The organism is Candidatus Nitrospira neomarina, from assembly GCF_032051675.1.
In the GTDB taxonomy this organism is placed as follows: domain Bacteria; phylum Nitrospirota; class Nitrospiria; order Nitrospirales; family UBA8639; genus Nitrospira_E; species Nitrospira_E neomarina.
The window spans coordinates 4,021,721-4,044,225 of the sequence record NZ_CP116968.1 but is presented as its reverse complement, the minus strand read 5'-3'; the positions used below and the strand labels follow the sequence as shown (position 1 = coordinate 4,044,225).

Below are 22,505 nucleotides of genomic sequence, written 5' to 3'. Positions count from 1 at the left end.
GTTACATAAGGACGGAGGTTAAAAAATAGTCCCACACCAAAATGAGAACTGCCGCCAAGACCACAGATTCAGTGGTAGCTTTTCCTAGACCCTCGGCACTCATTCTCGTGTAATACCCTTTATAGCAGCAGACCCAGCTGATAATCAGGCCAAAACTAATCGACTTTAAGATCCCCCCATAAACATCTTTCCATTCCACCGCTGATTCGATTGAACTCCAATAGGATCCCCCACTGACTCCAAGCAACTTGACCCCAACCAGATACCCCCCCCAAATTCCCACCACGTCAAACATAGCAACCAACAAGGGTACCGAAATAAGCGACGCAACCACCTTGGGAGTAATCAAATACTGCAAAGAATTGATCGCCATGGTCTCCAATGCGTCAATTTGCTCGGTAATACGCATTATCCCTATTTCTGCGGTCATGGCTGATCCCGCGCGAGCCGTCACCATCAATGACGCTAATACCGGACCTAGCTCACGGATCATGCTTATTGCTACCGCAGACCCCAGCAAACCTTCAGACCCAAACTTCCTCAGGGAATAGTACCCTTGAAGCGCTAGCACCATCCCGGTAAATAACGCCGTCAGAATCACAACAAAAGAAGACTTGAACCCCACAAAATGCATTTGCTTGATAATTTGAGCGATTCTCACCGGTGGTCGGAACAACCATCCAAACGTCCGTATCAAAAACACAAACATGGCCCCCATTTCTTCTATTAAGAATAGAGTCCGTTTCCCAATTTGTTGCAATAATATCATGGAATTTCCGCGCCAGATTTATTAATGGCCATGGAGAAAGTTTGTGCCGAAACAGTCGGGAAAAAATTTTCAAAAAAACCAGAAAGTTGGATTCCGGCCTGCCTCGAATGCCGGTACAAACGAATAAATCCCTTCCAACATCGAGGTGAGGATAGGACCTGTCCTATACCACCAACCCACCCAAATGGCTTAAGAAACATATTGAAGTCTACCGGTAAATCCTCGTTAATACCATCAGAAATCGCACGAATAATCAGAAAAGGGAAACCGTACTGCTTCGCCACTTCGCCTATAGCTCCACTCTCCATATCTACAGCCATCGCTCCGGTCCGTTCCCCCAGAATACGTTTTTGTGAAGTCTGTGTGAGCACTCGATCCGTCGTGACAAACCGTCCAGCTTGAAGATGGCACCCATCCATCAATGGGACCCTTAATGCCGCCTTGACCCACTCCGGATGACACACAATTCGTGGCAGATTAGAATCAGAGACCATCTCTGTAGTCTCCCCAAACAGAACCTCTTGACCGATCACCAGCGATCCGATTGGGGAAGAATTGAGAGCGCCGGCAAAACCGGTAGAAATGACGACATCCCATGCTTCGCTCTCTAAAATTTGCCGGGTAACCCTTTCAGCATTTCCTGGACCTATTCCCGTCTTCACTAACAAGACATGGATTGAAGCGCCTTGACTCTCTAGGCCGGCATACCCATGGCGATTGACAGAGTCCACACAGGGAAGAGTCCGGCCAACAGCGTTAAACTCTAGATGGGTTGCAGTCAATATGACGATTCTGATCAGAGGAGGCTCCTGCCATCATCGGGGAGTGGGAAATATGCAAAAGGCAGGCAGTCAGGACCGAAATTACACAAGCTTACTCTGGCGTCTGGCCACTTGTGCGGCCTTTCGTAATTGATCGGCCCTTGCTTCCCCGGTTATTTTTACATTCCGGTACATACTCAGGGCCCAGATGGGAAAATACTTAAAATACCCATGATACCGTAAATAAAAGACTCTGGGGAACCCGGTACCCGTATGAAACGGCTCATCCCAAACTCCATTCTCACGTTGATGGCGAATGAGCCAGTTGACTCCCCGGACAACACTAATGGAGTCCGATTCTCCAGCTTGAAGGAGGGCCATGAGCGCCCAGGCCGTTTGAGACGCCGCACTTTCTCCTCGCCCGGCCTTCTCCACATCAGCGTAGGAATCACAGGATTCCCCCCAACCCCCATCAGAGTTCTGAACGGACTCTAGCCAAATCACCGCCTGCTGGATCCACGGCACGGTCATATCAATGCCTATTGCACGAAGACCTGAAAGGACACACCAGGTCCCATAAATATAATTGACCCCCCATCGGCCATACCAACTTCCGTTTGGCTCTTGCTCCTGGCGTAAGAACCCAATTGCGGGGCTCACGGCAGGGTGAGACTGGTCATACCCTAACGTTCCTAACATTTCCAAGCATCGACCGGTTAAATCGGCCGTACTGGGGTCTAAAAGAGCCTGATGATCCGCAAAGGGAATCTTATTGAAAATTAATTTATTGTTATCCTTATCATATGCCCCCCAACCACCATCCGACCCCTGCAACGCCAAAGCCCATTGTAAACCTCGTTCAAGGGCCTCATCTGAACCGAACACGTCGGCAGGATTGATCTTGGCCAACCCCGTCACCACAGCCGCGGTATCATCGACATCGGGGTACCATTCATTTTCAAATTGGAAGGCCCATCCACCAGACCGAGCTTTTGGAGCCGACACCGCCCAATCTCCCACTTTTTGACACTGACGGGATCGCAACCAGGCATCCGCACGTTGCAATGACGAATGGTCCAGCGCAAGGCCCCGTTCGATCAGCGCATTCATCGTTAAGGCTGTATCCCAAACTGGAGAATGACAAGGCTGTAAATGCAGCATAGTGGGCGTTGAGGTATTTCCAGGATTCGAGTAAATTTCAAGTGCTTCTATTTCCCTCAATGCTTTTTGAACCAACGGATGATCGGTAGAGTATCCCAAAGCTCGAAGGGCAAAAACCGAATAGGCCATTGCCGGATAAATGGCTCCCAATCCTCCTTCCCCATCCATATGTTCAAGCACCCAAGACTGTGCGCTACTCAAAGCTTTTTTCCGGAGGGCCTTTATGGGATAAGCCTCATATAAACGGAGCAGCCCATCGACCCAAACAAAAAAATTCCGCCAGCTTATGAGGGTGGAATCCCTGTGCAACGGTGGCACTTGAGCATAGTCCACCTCTTGACGAGGCTGAAGAAACAGTTCATCAATCCCTTGTTCCTTGGAGATGGTGCACATGGGTCGATGGGCAAAAATAATTAAAAGCGGGATAATGACTGCACGGGACCAATATGAAACGGCATATAAATTAAAATAAAACCATCGAGGGGCTAAGAATATTTCTGGAGGCATACATGGTATCCCGCGCCAATCATATTGCCCGAATAATGCTAAGGTAATTTTGGTGAAGACATTGGCCTGAACGACACCACCCTTGCCGAGAATGAAACTTCTCGCACGCTGCATCACAGGCTCATCAGGAGAAAACCCGGCCAGTTTGAGCGCAAAATAGGCCTTTACTGATGCACTGATATCTGCAGGCCCTCCGAAAAAAATCGGCCAACCCCCATCCTCGAGCTGAGTATGAAGCAAATACCGAGTGACTTTCCGCTCTCTATCCAGATCAATCACATCCAGAAACCGTCGAAGCATCACATATTCAGAGGTCAAGGTCGTATCCGCTTCCAACTCTTCAACCCAAAATCCCTGTTCAGGATCCTGCATGTTCAGTAACCAGTCTTCCCCTTTTTGAAGAGCTGATTCCAGAGCACTCATATGGCCAAGATTGGCTGTTCGTTGGAGGGTACGATCCTGAGAAACCTCAGGATGAGGGTTATGGGAAACCAGCTTGAGGGGCGGTGGCTTTTGCTTTACACGATAAGGTCCTAACTTTGGAGTCAGGGTCTCAAAGATATTCCCCGATAACCGTACTAAGAATTGCTTGAGCAACTTCATGCGGTAGTTCTTTCAGCGATTCAACTTTTTAATAATGCAATTTTGGGGGAGTGCTGCCAACAAATGAGAGATTCACAAGACACAAAAAAGCCCTGTTTAAACAGGGCTTTATAACTAAATACCGTTAGACTGTCAAGCCGAATGTGTTTTTCTACTGAAACGCTCCTTAGGTTGAAAGCAACACAATACGATCACGGTGATGCTTCACCTGACGAGTTCCGTTCCGGGTATCAAATACCACGGGAGCGTGCTCAACGATCAACTGGTAATCAAAAGCAGAATGCGCAGTCAAAATCAGGGCGCACGCACTGCGCTTTAACAATTCAGGATTAATCTGTTGAGATTTATATTCCTTTCCTTGAATAATAAGGGAAGGAGTAAAGGGGTCTGAATATTGCAGCGTTGCTCCTTCATGTTGCAATAGTTCCATGACTTTGGTGGCAGGCGATTCACGTGGGTCTTCAATGTCGGCTTTATAAGTTACTCCCAATACTAAAATGATTGAATCTTTTAAACATTTACCTCGTTGATTTAAAATCCGCTGAACTTTATTCATGACGAAATAGGGCATATTTTCGTTGATCTCCCCAGCCAGTTCAATGAACCTGGTATGGACATCATATTCTTTTGACTTCCACGCTAAATAATATGGATCCAGCGGAATGCAATGTCCACCCACACCAGGGCCAGGATAAAAAGCCATGAAGCCAAAGTTCTTTGTGGCTGCCGCATCAATCACTTCATAAACATTAATATTCATCCGGTCACACAACAAAGTCAGCTCATTCACTAATGCAATATTCACTGAGCGAAAAACATTTTCAAAGACCTTCGCCATTTCCGCAACACGTGGAGAGCTGAGAGGGAAGATTTTCACGATGGATTGTTCATAAAAGGCTTTGGCAACTTCCCCGCACACTTTTGTAACACCACCCACCAACTTAAAGGTGTTATGAGTTTTAAACTCAGCATTTCCTGGGTCAACCCGTTCTGGGGAAAATGCGACAAAGAGATCTTTTCCAGCCGTTAAGCCCTTTGCTGTCAGGGCAGGTAAAATGACTTCCTCGGTTGTGCCTGGATAGGTTGTACTTTCTAATACAACGAGCATATTCGGATGTGAATAATCGGCAAGATGCCCAAGAACTTTCACAATTGCCGAGATATCCGGTTCTTTATTTTTGGTCAGTGGAGTCGGCACACAAATAAGTATGACATCGCACTGCCGCAACACGGAAAAATCAGTTGTCGCCTGTAATTTTTTTTGCTCTACGACTTCTCGTAACTCAGAATCCACCACATCTAAAATATAATTACGCCCTTGGTTTACCATTTCAACCTTGGCTACCACTTCATCCACTCCAAATACATGGAAACCCGCTTTGGCTTGAAGAACGGCTAAGGGAAGCCCCACATAACCCAATCCAATCACTCCAACATTGGCTGACCGATTTTTTATTTTTTCAAGTATGTCCACTGTTGCCCCCTCTTGAGGTCACGTTAACCGATTCAGTTTATGTTCGGGGAAAATCAACTTTTCTTGAGTTGGTTCCCGTTGAATGCATTGCGCTCTGACACAACAAATCTAGGAAGACACATCATTCGTCACATTCGTGATGACCTTTCCCTCATTAATGGTCCACACGTCGCAGGTTGCATCTCCATCAATGTTTCCAATGGCAACCGCCGTAAAGCCTAATGCACTCACAGAATCCAAATTCGGGTCGGTACACCCGGGAGGTAAAGTTCCAAGATTGGCATTGCCGATTTTATAAAAATATCGCTGCGAAGACCCACTCATGCCAAATCCAATTGCATTAAAATCGTCTATATACCCATTATTTTCAGCAAAATAGGCAATTTCTGCGGTATGGATTGCCACCAAATTGCTTTTGGCCTCCGTTTGCTTGGCCTTGGCTTGGTAACGCAAAAAATTTGGAATGGCTATAGTCGCCAATATTCCAATAATTGCCACCACAATCATCAGCTCCGTTAAACTGAAACCCTTTTGTTCATTGATTTGAGTCAGCATCCTACGAATCCTCCATGGAGAACTATCTCCAACAGATTGTTATATATCTCACCCTCGGATGATGGTACACCTGGTTTTCTCAAGTAGCCAGGGCTCCAATGAAAATTAACACGGCCTAAAAGACGGCAATGAAACGGCATTAAACGTCACAAAAATTCATATAACGGACCATGTCAGGGACACAAAAAATGGAGGGCCACATCTTCATGCAAGGCAAATACAAACAGGTGTGACTATTTATTCGCCAGAAAGAAAGCAAGTCTTAAGAATCAGCGGCTGAAAATGACTCAGTCACGGAACCTATCAAGAAGGCTCATATCACCTTTTAAAATAAACTGGAGGTATCACTTGAAAAATTTATTGAGTAAATCACAGCGAAATATCTAAAATGGTGGGAACCTAGGGGGTCAGGGTAGACTGATGGGAAAGGGTGGGAATCGGTTCCCCAAAACCGGCCTCACGAAACCGCTTGCCCAGCAACTTATTTGTTGAATCGAGTTGCAGTGAATGAAGCCAAGCCTCTCGTGCCTTATTTCGCTCATCTTGCTTTAAGAAAATATCCCCCAAATGTTCATAAATAACAGGATCATCGGACACTAAAGAGACCGCTCGTTGAATCGTTTCCAGTGCTTCTTCAATACGTCCCAGCTTATAGAGTGCCCAAGCTAAACTGTCCACGTAATACCCATTATTCGGTTTTAAGGCAACGGCACGTTGCGTAAGGGACAAGGCCTGCTCCCCCTTGATGCCGCGATCGGCATAGCTATACCCCAAATAATTCAAGGCATCCGCATGTTCCGGATCCAACTCCAAAGCCTGTTCCATTTCCCGGACCACTTTATCGAAATGGTCTAATTTGTCATAGACCGTGCCTAAATTAAAATGGAGTTCGGCATTTGAGGGGTCATGGTGAATACCCTCCTCTAATCTGGCTTTGGCCTTGTGATATTCTTCCATTTGAAAATGGGTCAGCCCCAACAATAAATATGGCTCTGGCCGCTTAGGATTGAGGCTAACGGCCTGATCCAAATATGAGAGAGCTTCCTGGTTGCGTTTTAACCGATAGGACACGAAGCCTAAATGCAGAATACTATCAAAAAAAGTGTCGTCCATTTGGACATTCGTTCGATAGGCCTGAATCGCGCGGTCATAATCTTTCATTTCCTCATATAACAATCCCAGAAAGTCACGAACGCGCAATTCGTTAGGTCTCACGCGCAAGATGGCGTTTAACTGCTCGATTGCAGCCGGAAAATTCCCCATTTCACCATAAATTTGAGCCTTGAGAATCTGCGCATGCAAATCATCTGGATTTTGCTGGAGAAAATAATCCAAATGGTTCAAAGCCTTGTCCGTGTTATGTTGGCCAATATACAGCCGGATAACACGCAACCGGAATTCCCGATGATGCGGATTGACCTCAATCAAGTAGCGTTCCAAAAGATCGATAGCCTCCTGAGGCTCCTCTGCTTCTTCGGAAATGGCCACTAACTTCAGGTACGCCCTTTCAAAGGTAGGATGAAGAGCAATGGCATCCTGAAAATGGTCCTTGGCTTCCTGTTTCGTTTTCGCCTCCAAAGCAATCACCCCCAAATAATAATGGGCTTCAGCGGAGCCAGGGACATGAACTAATAAATCATGGAATACATCTTCAGCCATTTGAAGCTCTTTGATATTCAACAGAAGAGTCCCATGAGAAATGTATATTCGTTCATCCTGAGGAAAATGTCGTTCCCCTTCAGCCAAAATTTCCACAGCTCGCCCGGTATCCCCTCCCCCGGCAAAAATTTTCGCCAAATCGAAAAACATTGCCGCCTGAGAAATTTCCGACACAGGGATTTGTCTTGCTAGGTCCACGGCTTTAGTCAAATGCGACATAGAGAAATGCAGTTTGGCAAGCCGAAATTTTAAAAACTTCGAATCCGCGTCAAATGCCAAACCTGCCTGATATTCCTCTAAAGCTGTTGTGGCATTGTTATTCAACTCGGCAAGGGAACCTCGAAGGAAGTGATAGTAGGCCTGAGGATGGACAGTTTCCCGCGTTACCATGGACGCTTCCTGTCCATTCAAAGTGGGAGGGGGAGCTGTCCCACAGGAGACCACCAGAAGTGGAATTCCCCACAAAAGAGTTCTCAGACGCCCCAACCACATTGGGAATGTCTCTCCTGCCCTAACCTTCTTCGCCATAGCTTGCACCCTTGTAGAATTCATATACCGTCCCTCAACAATAATTCTTTATACTATACCAGCCTGTCTCTCTCTCGTTAAGTTATTAAATTTGGCATACCGGTCATGAAATTGCAGATCCACTTCTCCAATGGGTCCATTCCGATGTTTTCTCACTAGGATTTGCGCAATGCCTTTCTGCTCAGTATCAGGCTCATAGACCTCCTCGCGATAGATAAACATTACCACATCGGCATCTTGCTCAATCGCACCCGACTCGCGCAAATCAGCCAGCACGGGGATGGGCGGTTTTCGATTTTCCACCGCCCGGCTTAACTGAGAAAGGGCAATCACAGGAATATTCAATTCTTTTGCCAATCCTTTTAAGGCCCGGGAAATATCCGAAATTTCTTGTTGGCGAGATTCTGAATCTCCACGCCCTTCCATCAATTGCAAATAATCGACTACCAGAAGGTCCAACCCATGTTCGGCTTTCAACCGTCGAGCTTTCCCGCGCATTTGCTGAAGAGTCAAATTTCCAGAATCGTCTATGAAAATCCTGGCCTGCTCCAGCCGACTCGCCGCCTCAGTTAAGGCTACCCAATCATGTTTCGTTAATTGCCCGGTCCGGAGAGCATGAGAGTCTAACAGCGCCTGGGAACTCAGCATACGCAAAACCAGCTGCGCACGAGACATTTCTAAGCTAAAGATTCCGACTACGGCATTGGATCGAAGTGAAGCATATTCGACCATCCCCAAGGCCAAGCTGGTCTTCCCCATACTCGGCCTGCCCGCCACAATAATTAAATCCGATGGTTGAAGCCCAGCCAGCATATTATCCAAGTCCGAAAACCCGGTGGGCACTCCGGTGATCCGTTCTTTTCGGCTATACAACCGGTCAACAATCTCAACACTATCCTTAATGATACTACTGACAGGCGCAAAAGTTCCTCCCAAATGCCCCTGGGCTAATCGAAAAATTTCCCGTTCGGCAAATTCAAGGAGTTCATTCGTCCCCGTCGTCCCCTCATAGCCTCGCATGGCCACCTCGGTGGCGGTTTGAACAAGGCCACGAAGCAGGGATTTATCTCGAACAATATTACTGTGATACCGGATATTGGCGGCACTGGGAACCACCTGTACAATTTCTGCAATATACGAAGCGCCTCCGATCTGGTCGAGTTCGCCGGTCCCTCGCAAATAGTCTGTCAGCGTAATTTGATCAACAGGTTGATTCCGCTCGGATAATGCCACCATGCCACGATACACGATCCGGTTTCCCGTTCGATAAAAGTCATCCTCCGACAAAATTTCCATCGCTCGATTAAGCGCCGCATTATCAAGAAGAATGGCGCCAAGAACGGATTGTTCCGCTTCGAGATTTTGGGGAGGAACCCGGATCTCTGGTGCTTCAGATATTGCCATGGTTGAATGCTTGTAATCGTTGAGGAAGTTCTTGAACTAGCATCCTGGTTTGCCGGGGTTTTTGAGAATAAGAAGTGAATTCTAACAAGAGCACCGATTGCGGAGTGGAAGTCTTTTCTTCAAAAATCATTGCACACGGCACCCCTCGACGCCGAGCAACTGTGGTAACCCAACTCAAGGCCGATTTTGGAGAACCTTCTATCATTTCTTCAATCACACAAATTCCAGCCCCCCGTAAACGCTGAGCAAGAGCGAAGGATGCCTCAGACTGATGAGGAGAAGTAAAAATTCTGACAGGCTTCAATCCATTGCCGCCCACCTTTCCTCCCCGCTCCAAGGCGGAAAACACGCGGTCCAAATCCAGCCCTAATCCAATGGCAGACAGGTCCCGGCCAAACCGCCCAACCAAATGATTGTAACGTCCTCCTCCACCGATTTCACTGCCGAACGTAGAGGTAAAGACATCAAATACGACACCATCGTAATAGTCAAACCCGCGAAATTCACCAAGGTCTAAAAGAATATGATCTTGCACGCCGTTTGCGATCAATTGACGATACACCTGCGTCAGACGTTGTAAGGGCTTAAGCAATTGCTTATCCTTCCCGGCGATTCGCATTCCCCATTCCAGCACTTCGTCCCGGCCGTACCGTTCGGGCACCTGCAATATGTCCTTTACCTTAGAACGAGATAACCGTTCAGTCTCTAAAATTTTTTCCAGCTGAGGAATATCTTTATGGGCTGCCGCGATTTCTGCCTGCTTTCGCCCACTAAGAGATAAACCGGATTGGGCCAACAACGCTTTAAAAAATCCGACATGACCAAGAGAAATTTTCCATTCTGGCAATCCAATCCGTTCCAAAAGCCCCGCCAATAAAGTCACGACTTCGGCATCACTTTGAGACGTATCCTTGCCAAGCAGTTCAAATCCGACCTGAAATACTTCCCGGTCCCGTCCACGATGTTCCGGTTCATACCGAAAAACCGTGGTCCGATAGGAAAACCGCAAGGGAAGAGCATCTCCTCCGAGGCCCATGGCCACCATCCGGGCAATCTGAGCGGTCGCATCTGGTCGCAAGACCAGAATTCGGCCTGACCCCCAATCCGCAAATTTATAGCATTTCTCCAGGATCTCAGGAGCCAAGCCCACGGCTAATACATCAAGATACTCAAAGGTAGGAAGAATGATTTCCTGATAGCCCCAGGTCGAACAATGCGCCAACAATTGATCTTCCAACCACCGGACGCTTTGCGCCGTATGAGGAAGTAATGTAGCTGTACCAATGGGGATAAGCGAGCGGAGTGGTTTCATGAGGCGAATGGAAGCGAACCTGCCAACTCGAAATGTTTGGCCAAGATAGTCTGCAGAAAGAAGCCGTCAAGCTAGCTGAGATCAACCATGCGAACGGACAGAATATCTTTCTCTTTTTTGAGAAGATCCAACACGACGGAAGCAAGCGGGGCATCCAGACCAATAATCAGCAGTGCTGATGCACCACGCTCGACTCTGGCGCATTGCATCCTGGCAATGTTGACATCATGCTGGCCTAAAATCTGACCAACCATACCAATCACCCCAGGGCGATCCACGTTATCGATCAAAATCATTTGCCCTTCCGAGACCACCTCAACCTGAAATTGGTTTATTTCGACAAAACGCGGTTCCTGACGATGAAAAAGAGTTCCACCCAGAGAATAGGTATGCGAACCGGCTTCGACTTTGATCCGGATTAAACTGGAGAAGTCTCCGGCATCACTACTTTTCACTTCCTTAACTTCAATACCACGTTCTTTTGCCACGATAGGGGCATTCACGTAGTTGATGACATCTTCCAAAATAGGAGAGAGAAGGCCCTTTAACACAGCAACGGTCACGGGTGCCACGGTGAGTTGAGCCACCTCACCAAAATATTCAACGGTAACGGATTTAATCCCTCCATCTAATAATTGAGCCTGAAATCGACCCATACGTTCGGCCAGGACCAAATAGGGCTGCAGTTGGGGAAGCACTTCAGGTGCCACAGAGGGAACATTCACAGCCCCTCTGGCAATGCCTCGCTTGAAATAATCAACGAATTGTTCAGCAATGCCAACTGCCACATTCTCTTGAGCTTCTTCGGTAGAAGCACCTATATGAGGCGTGCAGATAAAGTTATCAAGATCCATGAGAGGATGCTTGGGATCCACTGGCTCATTTTCAAACACATCAAAGGCCGCGGCGGCAACTTTCTGGGATTTCAATGCTTCGCATAAATCCAGTTCATTGATGATACCGCCTCTGGCACAATTTACGATCATGACTCCATCTTTCATCTTTGCTAGGGTCTCGGTGTTAATGAGGCCTCTCGTTTCATTGGTCAAGGGCGTATGAACCGAAATCACATCAGAACGATGGAACAATTCATTTAAGTCCACCACTTCAATCCCCATTTGTTTGGCCCGCTCCACGGCCAGATAGGGATCATAGCCAATGACATTCATGGACCATCCCTGGGCCAATTTTGCAACGTACGACCCAATCTGTCCTAACCCTACCAACCCCAAAGTTTTATTATAAAGTTCTGTTCCCATGAACCGGGTTTTTTCCCACTTACCTGCCTTCATGGACATGGTCGCCTGTGGGATCTTTCGACTCATCGACGCAATCATCGACATGGTGTGCTCTGCAGTGGTAATCGTATTTCCACCTGGAGTATTCATGACCACAATACCGCGCCGGGTTGCCGCCTCGCTGTCAACATTATCCAAACCGGTTCCGGCACGCCCCACAATACGAAGACGACTACCTGCCTCAATCACGTCTTTCGTGACTTTGGTTGCAGACCGAACAACCAACCCTTCATATTTGGGAATTTCTTGAAGCAATTCCTCTTTCGTGAGCTTGGTTTTCACATCCACAGAAAATCCGGCCCGCTCTAGGACTTCAACTCCTTTAGGGGAAAGGCTGTCACTCACTAATATATTCATAGTATCTCCAATATAGGGGAGGCCCCACTTTAGTTCTTACAGGGAAATCTTGAGCAGTCTTGCCTCATCCACACGCAAGGTTGTCGCAAATATATTCGTATTATTATCTTTATCTTGTAACTTGGCAGGTCATTCGTAATCAGATTCCCAAGGCGACGTTAGGCTTTGCGTTTCTCAAAGTCCGCCATAAAGTCAATTAACGCATCAACGCCAGCTTCAGGCATCGCGTTATAAATACTGGCGCGCATTCCGCCAACAGAACGATGGCCTTCAAGTGTTGTTAATCCTGCCTCTGTCGCTCCTGCAAGGAAATCCTTATCCAAATCCGGTTTGGCCAATACGAAGGGGACGTTCATCCAGGACCGAGAGGCCTTTTCCACGGGATTTCGGTAAAATCTTGACCCATCAATTGCTGCGTAGAGTTTATCGGCCTTCCGTTGATTAATGGCACTCATCGCCGAAAGCCCACCTTGTTTTTTTAACCATTTAAACACCAAACCGGCAATATACACGGCATAAGTTGGCGGTGTATTCAACATAGAATCCGCTTCTGCTTGTTTGGCATAATCGTACACGCTTGGGGTAATTGGCAACGCATTTCCAATGAGGTCGTCCCGCACAATCACTAATGTCAAGCCGGCTGGGCCGATATTTTTTTGTGCGCCAGCATAAATGATTCCGAACCGACTGACATCAATGGGACGCGATAGTATAGTGGATGAAAAATCGGCAACTAACGGCACCTCGCCGGTATCTGGGACCCAGTGAAATTCCACCCCACCGATCGTCTCATTGGGCGTGTAATGCACATAGGCGGCATCCTGACTTAATGCCCAACCTTCAAATGGTGGAATACTCGTAAATTTATCGCTTTCGGAAGATGCCGCAACATTGACACCACAATATTTTTTTGCATCGCTTACGGCTTTTTTGCCCCACGCACCGGTTAAAATGTAATCAGCTTTACTTTTCCCACGCAAAATATTCATGGGAATCGTGGCAAATTGCGTGGACGCCCCGCCTTGCAAAAAAAGCACTTTATAATTAGCAGGGACTCCCAATAAATCGCGAACATCTTGCTCGGCTTCTGCAGCCACCGAGACAAACTCTTTCCCACGATGGCTCATCTCCATGATTGATGCACCAGAGCCACGCCAATCCGGCAATTCGGTCTGAGCCTGTTTTAACACTTCTTCCGGCAAGATCGCCGGACCCGCACTAAAGTTATATAACCGCGGCATTATCTGACTTGTCCTCCATCCCTAAACTGGCGTCATACCTATTGAATTACAAATCTCACCAGTGTGAAAAAGAGGTTACGCTAGCACAGGGTCCTAGACCAGTCAAGAAGAGGACGGAACCTTGTTATTCCAATTTTGGATACCCTACAATGACCCGCGATTGGAGAAGGCTTTCATAGATTTTCAAGAAGGTTGGAGCACAACTTGGGAACACAAACAGGTCTGAGATTGGAACAACGGGGGGACGGGAATTACTATAAAGTCATTCTCCACATCGGGAGTACTTTGATCCCCATCAGTGATGACATTGTTGAGGAATTGCGAAACCAGACTGCGCTTCCACCTGATCAATTTTTCGCGCTTTTCCTCAACAAGGTGGGATACTCATCCTACTTGCAAGAGCAGATACGCCGGGAAGTACGAAACACCGGAGACCTTAATCCTCAAATATCAGCCATTCAAGAATTCTTTCGGAAGGAATAACTTCACACCGCTTTCGAAGAATGCCTGATGCCCGTCCGCTCCCTACTGCTATCTAATCTATCCAAGCAATTTATCCATAAAATTGAGAATGCGCATCTTCTTGTCCGGGTCTTTTTCTAAAGACAGTGCCCGCTGATAATGCTGCACCGCCAACTCCGGCTTACGCTTTTCTTCATAGATCCGGCCAACCCCGAATGTCGCTTGGGCATCATCAGGGTTGGCTTTGAGCGCTCGGCTAAAATAATCCATGGCAAAATCGTCTTGCCCCTTATCATATAAAAACCAGCCAATCGCGGTCGCGGCCGGAGCAAAGTTTGGTTCCAGCCGAAGGGCTTCTTCGTACTGTCGTTTCGCTAAATCCAGTCTCCCCTTGTTTTCATAAAGACCTCCCAGGGCGAAATACACTTCAGCATCATGAGGATCAATCTGCAACGCCTTTTTATATTCTTCAATCGCCGGCTCAATTTTACCTTGTTCCGCTAAGGCACAGGCTAGATTGGTATGCCCAAAGGCATCATCAGGACGGAGCTTCAGGACTTCCCGATATTGTGGAATGGCCATTTCCAACTGTCCTTGATCCTGATAGGCCACCCCGAGTTTAAGGCGAGCTGCCACATAAGAGGGGTCCCGCTTAATGGCTTCGCGGTAGGCTTTAACGGCCTGATCGATACGATCCTTGGCCTGATAAATTTGCGCCAGGAAAAAGTATGGATAGGGAGAGTGAGGAGCCAACGCTCCTACTTGTTCATAACTGGCCACCGCCTCCTCCATCCGTCCGGATTGTGTATAAAACACTCCTTCAAATAACAAAAAATCCGGCGCATCCGATCCCTGAACCCGCAAGCGCGCCATCCACTCCTGAAGCAGTTGCACATCGGCCTCTTCACCAAAAGCCCGAGGATAGATCTTCCACGCTTCAGCAAAATCCCCACGCAACATGCACACGACATTCAGCGCGAAATAGGGCAAAGGCCCGCAGTCAGCCTGTTCAGACCACTGTCGCGCCTTTGCGTAGACCACATCCCATTCTCCCTGGCAAATGGCGTCATTAATTACATGCTCATAATCTACACTCATGCCCACATCCTTTTAATCGAGTTCAATCATGCTTATTCATTCGCTAACGCGTCAGCGAATCTTCAATATCCGGCGACGTGGCCTCCATGAGACTTCCTAGATACGGATGTCGCTCAAGCATCTTTTGCTTCATAACCCAGGCCACTGTTCGATACGACCAATGGCCCTTTACTCCAGACCGCAATTTGGCAATGTACTCAACCTCAGCAAAATCCATTTTAAACAAACACCGAACACGAAACCCAAATGGAATGGCATAGAGAGCCGCCTCCTGATTGCTGACACGCAACCGCTCTATATCCAGTCGCACGGCATCCATGGCTTGCCGATATTCTCTCTCCACCCCTGCCTCCGACAAAACAGACGGCACCTCGTACCCATGAATCGTGGTAAAATTTTGCTGAATCTGCTGACAACGCCGGTGCCGGTGCATATCCCGCCACCCACCGATATCCATCAGAATGTCAAAGATAAAGGCATACCCGGAGCGGAATTCCTTTATCAAATCGTCATGAGGACCACGACCGCGTAGCGCGGCATCGACGACTTCCTGTTTCTCTTTTTCCGACCACTGTTGTACCCACTCAAGGAGGAACCGGTACGGGGCATGGCTCACTCGATATACCAGCGTCGTCACTAATTCATCCAACGGCGCATGCGGTTCCAGCAAATCAACCGGCTGATCCCTCCCTTTCCAGGATTGCGGATCATCATAGCTGGCCTGTTTGAGTCGCCCCTTCACCTGGCGAAGCACGTCCTTATATACCGAACCTTGATATTCGTTTGCCCCCGCATACCGGGCTAAGGTCGGCGCCAAGGGCTCTAACCCTTTGGTCTCTTCTTGCTGCAACTCGGCCCACACCGTTGAGGGTGACTTGGCACACGCATTCTTCAGATCTTCTCCAATCCCCTTCAATTCCGGCAATTGAGCAGACAGCAACCGCGTAATTTGCTTTTCCAATGTGCGAATACTGACCACCTGCCCCACATTCGTCATGGCCGCCAGTGGAAGCAGATAGCGAATGACATCATAGGTTCGAGCACCGATGGTTCGATCGTAATCTGCGGGTTTCATACTCTCCGGCCTGGGATACCGCTTCCCCAAATAGGTTTGGATCGGATCTTTCAGCAACCGATAAATATTATAGAGGCTGCCAAGGATACCGCGATATTCCCCTTCGATTTCCGTATTAGCGATCTCGCCAGGCACGTAACAGCCGGCTGCCGCAAAGTTTTGATAGCGGCTGGATTTGGCTTGCCCATCCCACAGAGGTTCATCCTCAAGACGAATAGCCGCCAGTTCAGATATATGTTCGAAACACACCGTTGCATGCCCAAGATCGGCAATTGACCCGTGCCCATAGGCAAAATAAAACTGTTCCCAAAACTTTTCGGAAGAATGGGAATGGACCCATCGCAGACTCTCCTCAATAGAATCCGGTGAACGACTATATCGAGCCAGGGCATAGGCAGATTTTTCCGGCGGCATGGGGGCCAGAGCAATCACTTTCCGATTTCGTTGCTCGTCGCTCATCGATTCAATCCTTTCAACTTATCCCGAAGAAAACACCATCGAAACAGAGAAGACAACACTATAGTCAGACAGGAGTGACATCTCAAGTCAGGCATTATCTCTCCGCCAGGTATGCTCAAAAGACCTTGAAAGTGCCTGGCACCTCCACTACACTCCACCGGATCTCCAGGTAGAAATCCAATCCTCGATGAATATTTCCGATCGACAATCCATGCATGGCCAATGGTCCTCCCGATGGACCTTCATCCTTGCGGCCACCGGTGCGGCCGTGGGGTTGGGCAATATTTGGAAATTCCCCTACCTCACGGGAGAAAATGGAGGTAGTGCGTTTGTTCTGGTGTATATCCTCTGCGTGGCAGCCCTGGGGATCCCCTTAATGATGGCCGAAATTTTGTTGGGCCGAAGAGGACGTTCCACCCCAATTCGTTCCATGCAAGTGCTGGCGGAAGAAACCAACACCACCCAATGGTGGCAAATTGTTGGCTGGTCAGGCACTTTGGCGGGCATGTTGATCCTTTCCTACTACAGTGTCATTGGCGGCTGGACACTGGCCTATATTTTCAAATCAGGTGCGGGGACTTTCAGCGGAACCTCGGGCCAATTTGCTGCAGACACCTTTAACAATTTTATAGGGAGCGGAACCACGCTCTTCTTTTGGCACACGGTATTTATGACCCTGACCATGACCGTCGTGGCAGGGGGAGTCAAAGGAGGATTGGAAAGAGCAATACAATTTCTTATGCCGACTCTTTTCCTGCTTTTGCTGCTTATGGTCGCCTACAGCATGACCACGGGTTTTTTTGGAAAAGGTCTGGAATTTCTCTTTACGCCGGACTTCAGTAAATTGACAGGCGCGAGCATGCTCACAGCCATGGGGCAAGCCTTCTTTAGCCTCAGTCTTGGCATGGGCACCATCATGATCTACGGCTCGTATGTTCCCAAAGACACGTCAATCGCCTCCACCTCAATTATCATTGGCCTAGCTGACACCCTTGTTGCCTTATTAGCCGGCATGGCCATTTTTCCAATCGTCTTTGCAAACAATATGGAACCAGGCTCCGGACCAGGTCTCATTTTTCAAACACTGCCCGTCGCGTTCGGCAACATGCCCGGCGGCCTCGCCTTCGGCTCGCTCTTTTTCATTCTCTTGCTTGTAGCCGCTTGGACCTCGTCGATTTCTTTGATCGAACCCCTGGTCACCTGGCTCATTGAAACTTTTGGATTCTCACGAATCAAGGCTTCTCTGTATTCAGGGGTAACCACCTGGCTGATTGGCCTCGGAACAGTCTGGTCATTCAACTGGTGGGCAGAAATCAAGTTTTTCGGTCTATCCTTTTTTGATCTGTTAGATTTTGTGACATCCAATCTCATGCTCCCCCTGGGTGGGATTCTCATTGCTCTCTTTGCCGGGTGGCTCATGAAGGCCGAAAGCACTAAATCCGAACTCAACATACATAACCCTACCCTCTACCTTGCCTGGCAGGCTCTCGTACGTTACATCGCCCCGGTTGCTGTGTTTATTGTCCTCCTCAACGCGATCGGCATTCTATAGCCTGCAGGACGGCAACTTTCCCTAAATCTTTCCCGCACGCATGAGACAGACGTCCTGATTTTTCCGGCGAATATGGATCAAGAATCCCGGAAACTAAACCGATAAGACCTTCAGGAAAGGAGATGCCTCATGAGTGAATTTTCTGCATTAGCGGCCGCCAACTTTCTTACCCAAGCTTCGCTTCCGCTCATCCAAGCAGCCGTCGTTCCCCAATCCCAAGGAAACCCGTCACCGTCTTCCACCCAAGACACAGTATCGCTTTCATTGGAAGCCAAAGCCCTGCACGCCAACCACAAGTAGTCTCAATCTGAACGGTGGCTATGGCCACCGGAATTTTAAGCCAAGGGACAGCATCGATCACCCATTAATCCCTCCATACTTCTTGTCTGTTAATTTAGGTGAATCTTTAGCAAGCATCGTTCAACTCTGTCATTCATCCCATTAAATGAAAAACGCGATTTAGTATCAGAAAACGAACCATCCACCCGGAGTGAAGCCTGGTCGAATCCCTGTCTGCAGCCGTGGCCCAAACATCTATTCGGCAACCCGGGAAAACTCCCCTCTGAGTTTACCTAACTCTAAGCACCCCAAGATTCACAAGCCTTTGGAATCCATCTAAAGCATGGCTTACTCTTTGTCCGCACAATCACTTGTTAGTGAGTTGCATAGATTTTTTGTTAGAAACTTTCACAGCTTGATCACTAAAAAAACGGGAATTCTCTTTGGTGGGGGAACGGAAAGGATTTTATGCAGATTGAGGAAAATAGCTCTGACTAAAAGGATTAGAGTCAGGTCTTTTGAGGTGAAGGACACTGGTCAGACTGGGTTGAGTGATCCATGGGGAGGGCTTGTTCTGAAAGATGAGCCAGTTGATTGGCCCGGTTGATGAGTTTATCTAACTCGCGGACGGCCAAAGACAGTCGCGCAAGAGGATCTTTCACAGGTTTCTTGGATGGCATGTTCAAAGATAAAGGTGAAGATTCCATTTTTTTGACCTCAATAATCTAATGATTGTAACCCTTTAGAATAAAAAGTTCATTGAATTGTTGGTTCCAATTATGGGAAATTCCTGCTCAATATTGGAATTTCATGAAATGCTCATGAGAGAGTTGGCGAAAACGGAAGCTGAATGAGGCTTAACTTGCAAATTCTCTGACTAACTCATCGGGATGTTCTGAAGACAAAAAAAGGAATTTTAATGTTAAAGGGATTCAAAAGGGAACAATTCATCATCGAAATGACTGGCGTGCTGTTCATGCTCTTTTTGGTTGGAACGGCGTGGGGGGTGGATTTTGACGCCAGAAATCGTGTGACCAAGGGCACTCTCGAATTCGGATTTCTCACCGGGTATTGGCAAGGAAATAATGCCTTTGGAAATGAACCGTCAGCTAATCGTAGCGCCGTTTATTTCCTACCTCAATTGGGCCTGGTGTTGACGGATGAAATTAGCTCAGGTTGGACCTCCGGGAACATCGAAGTGTTAATTGAACCGTTGGCTGCGCACTATTACCAACCGTTTAGCGCCTCAGCGTTCGGAGGCTCGTTAATGGTGAAATATAACTTCCTTAACTTTGGACGGTGGATGCCATTTTGGGATGGTGGAGCAGGCATGTTGTGGACAGACCTGGGACCCCGGATTCCCGAACAAAGCACGCAATTTAATTTCGTCCTTCAAACGGGGCCGGGTGTCTCCTATTTTGTGACAGAGAACACGGCGGTGACCCTCGGTATTCGCTTCCATCATATTTCCAACGCAGGAATTGGCGAACGGAATATTGGGTTGAACGGCTGTCTCTTCAATGTCGGCATATCCTTTTTTTCCCCGTGAGATATTGTGATTCGAGAATCCGCAACTCTTGGTACTCGCCTGCGCGTGCCCACGCTCTGAAACAATCGGTCTTCACCCTGCCCGTGATTGTCGTCTCTAGAGCTATCCAGAATATTTTTGAACACACGAAAGGGAGGGCAACCCGGGGATAGGGGAATCAACGTCTTAGACGGGAAACACGCCACATGATGATTCTCTCCCCCCAAAGAGGATTTGAATAAACACGGCATTCAGAGCAGGCTTCAACGAATAGATCCGCCCATTTTCATTGGGAGCATTGAGAGTTGGAACAAAGAAACGATCTTTGATAGGGAAGCTTATCGAACCTAGGTTCTGTAGTCATAAAACTGATATCTACGTGCTGCCGGGAAATTCTGTCGAGGACAAGGTCAGGCCATCCATGAGCCAGACCGCCACCTGTCCTGTACTGCGATTATGCCAAATCACATCGGCCTTCCCATCTCCATCTGCGTCACCGACCTGCGCAATACGCCACCCCGAGTGCATACCCGGCAAAAAGCCGGATTCCTCAATCGCCCCTCCGTTCATCAACCAGATGCCCACCTTCCCGGTACCGGTATGGCGCCAAACCATATCAGTCGTCCCATCCCCGTTCAGATCACCAAAGCCTGCTTTTTCCCACTCTGGTGTGGTCCCTCCGAGGAATCCCACCGAGGTGATCCTCGCCTCATCCAGCACCCACACGGCAGATACCCCTCCGCTATGGCGCCAAATGATGTCCGCCAGGCCGTCCGCATTCACATCACCGATCCCAACGATCTGCCACGCTAAGGGCACACCGGGCAGTGAACGGAATCTGCTAATTGAGGGCCCATCCATGAGCCAAACCGCAACAGCTCCGTTTTGCATATTGTGCCAGATGAGATCGGCACTTCCATTGCCATCCATATCGCCCACTCCCTTAATCACCCAATCCAAGGAAGCGCTCCCGGGGAAACTGGCCGAGGTGATCGTCAACCCATTCAAAAACCAGACAGCCACCGCGCCACTTAGGGTGTTGCGCCAGACAATATCAGCCATTCCGTCATTACTCACATCACCCACTCCAACGATCTGCCAATCGGATGAAACCCCACCCAGGAAACCAGAGGAACCAATCAAACCTCCATTCATTAACCACACCGCCACCTCTCCGGTTCTCACATTGCGCCAGACAATATCCGCCTTGCCATCTCCATTGAGATCGGAACTGACAGGGGCACGAGGAGAGGGTTCCTCTAAAGGAGGCTGAAGGCCAAGGAATACCCCAGATTCTGAGGTAAAGCTTACCTCCTTTGGCAGAATTAATCGGATAGTCGCACTTGGATCGCTGACATCAATGAGGTTATTCATCTCGACCCTGGCCGATAAAAACGCTTCAATGGGAAGCTCCTGCCCATCAACAACTGTAACTCTGACCTCCAACTCCTTTGGCTCCGGTAAAGGAAGCCCAAGAGCCTGGTCACTCATCTCTCCCAAACGAATGATGGCATTGGTAAAGCAATTGGAAGACAAATCCCGACAAGAGGGAAACCCATCGACCCTCATAGAAAATCTGATGTTTGCCATGGCCACGCCCGGATCCAGCCTAAACCTCAATCGATCATTGATTTGAATGGAGGCCAATCCCATGCCCTCTTGCGAACTTCGATCCGGTGTCGTCGAGGTCACTTTAAGCGCGAGGGTTCCAGTGGCTAAATTAGCTGTGGCATAGGCAGAGCCGGTTTCACCGTCTGGTCCGATTACCGGACCCGTGTCCAATTGGATTTCAGTGCGTCCATTTTCCTCGACAACGGAATTCCCCCCAATCGGCCCTGAAACACCAATTTCAATTTTATACGCATGGCTCTGTGACGGGACAGACACACAAACCATCCCCACCAGAATGAGGGATATGATAGTCAGGCTCAGACCGGTCACGTAGGGGATTATGTGTTTCGACATCAATTGATTTGACATAAGAGATTACATGAGCAAGGTTGACTAACCTTATCGGATAGACCATTCCATTCTTAAAAATCAGGCACCACATTCCAGATCTTTTCTCCCTCGCCATTTCTTTATTTTCTTTCCAGACTCCTCAAAAACGTCAGCCTTTCTATTAAAACCCGGAAATTACAGGGGAGTGTTGAATAAAACCAATTTCCAAGGGCATATTGCTTCACAGGCACGTTGCCTATTAGAGGCCTCGGGGCGGTTCAAAAAAGTTCGTCCGGCAAGACCGCAGTCATTTTTGCGCGCAGAGCGTACTTCCAGTACGTGAGCACGGAAAAATGGCGAGAACGCCGCTGGCGGCTTTTTTCAACAGCCCCTACAGAGATTCCGGGTTGAACACAGAAGGGACCCGAATGGCTGTTCGTTTCTTCGATCGGAAGAAGAGCAGGCAGATCTGGTCTAAAAGG

The 22,505-nt window shown here is 48.2% G+C and carries 17 protein-coding genes; 4 read left to right on the top strand and 13 right to left on the bottom strand.

All coding sequences use genetic code 11. From position 1 onward, the window contains the following. Position 1 precedes the first annotated feature (1 nt). The 10 genes from PQG83_RS17385 to serC all read right to left on the bottom strand — a co-directional run bounded on the left by PQG83_RS17385 (position 2) and on the right by serC (position 13,629). Positions 2-769, bottom strand: a complete 768-nt coding sequence (locus PQG83_RS17385; protein ID WP_312646081.1) for an MlaE family ABC transporter permease — start codon at positions 767-769, stop codon at positions 2-4. After that, on the bottom strand, positions 766-1,551 hold the full coding sequence (locus PQG83_RS17380) for a phosphorylase family protein (protein ID WP_312743786.1): 786 nt from the start codon (positions 1,549-1,551) through the stop codon (positions 766-768). Before PQG83_RS17380 ends, PQG83_RS17385 begins: the two co-directional genes overlap by 4 nt. 81 nt (positions 1,552-1,632) lie before the next feature. Next, on the bottom strand, positions 1,633-3,801 hold the full coding sequence (gene shc, locus PQG83_RS17375) for a squalene--hopene cyclase (protein WP_312743784.1): 2,169 nt from the start codon (positions 3,799-3,801) through the stop codon (positions 1,633-1,635). 166 nt (positions 3,802-3,967) lie between these two features. Continuing rightward, positions 3,968-5,275 carry a nucleotide sugar dehydrogenase gene (locus PQG83_RS17370; protein WP_312743782.1) on the bottom strand — a complete coding sequence of 436 codons (1,308 nt, stop codon included), beginning with the start codon at positions 5,273-5,275 and terminating at the stop codon, positions 3,968-3,970. Positions 5,276-5,383: 108 nt separating this feature from the next. Next, the gene (locus PQG83_RS17365) at positions 5,384-5,830 is read right to left on the bottom strand and encodes a type IV pilin protein (RefSeq protein ID WP_312743780.1); all 447 of its coding nucleotides are present in this window, start codon (positions 5,828-5,830) and stop codon (positions 5,384-5,386) included. Positions 5,831-6,229: 399 nt separating this feature from the next. Further along, the gene (locus tag PQG83_RS17360) at positions 6,230-7,879 is read right to left on the bottom strand and encodes a tetratricopeptide repeat protein (protein WP_312743778.1); all 1,650 of its coding nucleotides are present in this window, start codon (positions 7,877-7,879) and stop codon (positions 6,230-6,232) included. Between the two features lie 186 nt (positions 7,880-8,065). Continuing rightward, complete coding sequence (gene dnaB / locus PQG83_RS17355) at positions 8,066-9,421, bottom strand: replicative DNA helicase (protein ID WP_312646074.1); 1,356 nt, start codon at positions 9,419-9,421, stop codon at positions 8,066-8,068. After that, positions 9,408-10,733 (bottom strand): ATP phosphoribosyltransferase regulatory subunit, encoded by a 1,326-nt coding sequence (gene hisZ, locus PQG83_RS17350; protein ID WP_312743776.1) that lies wholly within the window; start codon positions 10,731-10,733, stop codon positions 9,408-9,410. The genes dnaB and hisZ overlap by 14 nt, the downstream gene beginning before the upstream one ends. A 71-nt stretch (positions 10,734-10,804) precedes the next feature. Beyond that, a complete protein-coding gene (gene serA / locus PQG83_RS17345) occupies positions 10,805-12,388 on the bottom strand; it encodes a phosphoglycerate dehydrogenase (protein ID WP_312743773.1) in 1,584 nt (527 codons plus the stop codon). Between the two features lie 158 nt (positions 12,389-12,546). Continuing rightward, the gene (gene serC / locus PQG83_RS17340; RefSeq protein WP_312743771.1) at positions 12,547-13,629 is read right to left on the bottom strand and encodes a 3-phosphoserine/phosphohydroxythreonine transaminase; all 1,083 of its coding nucleotides are present in this window, start codon (positions 13,627-13,629) and stop codon (positions 12,547-12,549) included. A gap of 204 nt (positions 13,630-13,833) precedes the next feature. On the opposite strand from serC, the gene PQG83_RS17335 reads away from it, so the two are divergent. After that, positions 13,834-14,112, top strand: a complete 279-nt coding sequence (locus PQG83_RS17335; protein ID WP_312743768.1) for a hypothetical protein — start codon at positions 13,834-13,836, stop codon at positions 14,110-14,112. A 57-nt stretch (positions 14,113-14,169) separates the two neighbouring features. Here the strand turns inward: PQG83_RS17335 and PQG83_RS17330 are convergent, their stop codons facing one another. Together PQG83_RS17330 and PQG83_RS17325 are read right to left on the bottom strand one after the other, a co-directional pair. Further along, positions 14,170-15,189 carry a tetratricopeptide repeat protein gene (locus PQG83_RS17330; RefSeq protein WP_312743765.1) on the bottom strand — a complete coding sequence of 340 codons (1,020 nt, stop codon included), beginning with the start codon at positions 15,187-15,189 and terminating at the stop codon, positions 14,170-14,172. Between the two features lie 43 nt (positions 15,190-15,232). Then, positions 15,233-16,723 (bottom strand): FAD-dependent thymidylate synthase, encoded by a 1,491-nt coding sequence (locus PQG83_RS17325; protein WP_312743762.1) that lies wholly within the window; start codon positions 16,721-16,723, stop codon positions 15,233-15,235. A 187-nt stretch (positions 16,724-16,910) separates the two neighbouring features. Here PQG83_RS17325 and PQG83_RS17320 point away from each other — a divergent pair, with 187 nt between their 5' ends. The 3 genes from PQG83_RS17320 (at position 16,911) to PQG83_RS17310 (ending at position 20,103) form a co-directional block, all read left to right on the top strand. Beyond that, positions 16,911-18,275 carry a sodium-dependent transporter gene (locus PQG83_RS17320; protein ID WP_312743760.1) on the top strand — a complete coding sequence of 455 codons (1,365 nt, stop codon included), beginning with the start codon at positions 16,911-16,913 and terminating at the stop codon, positions 18,273-18,275. A gap of 129 nt (positions 18,276-18,404) precedes the next feature. Further along, the gene (locus PQG83_RS17315; protein ID WP_312743758.1) at positions 18,405-18,575 is read left to right on the top strand and encodes a hypothetical protein; all 171 of its coding nucleotides are present in this window, start codon (positions 18,405-18,407) and stop codon (positions 18,573-18,575) included. Between the two features lie 898 nt (positions 18,576-19,473). Then, complete coding sequence (locus PQG83_RS17310) at positions 19,474-20,103, top strand: acyloxyacyl hydrolase (RefSeq protein WP_312743756.1); 630 nt, start codon at positions 19,474-19,476, stop codon at positions 20,101-20,103. 354 nt (positions 20,104-20,457) lie between these two features. On the opposite strand, the gene PQG83_RS17305 is transcribed toward PQG83_RS17310, so the two are convergent. Then, entirely contained in the window at positions 20,458-22,047 is a 1,590-nt protein-coding gene (locus tag PQG83_RS17305; protein WP_312743753.1) for an FG-GAP repeat domain-containing protein, read from the bottom strand. Positions 22,048-22,505: the final 458 nt, after the last annotated feature.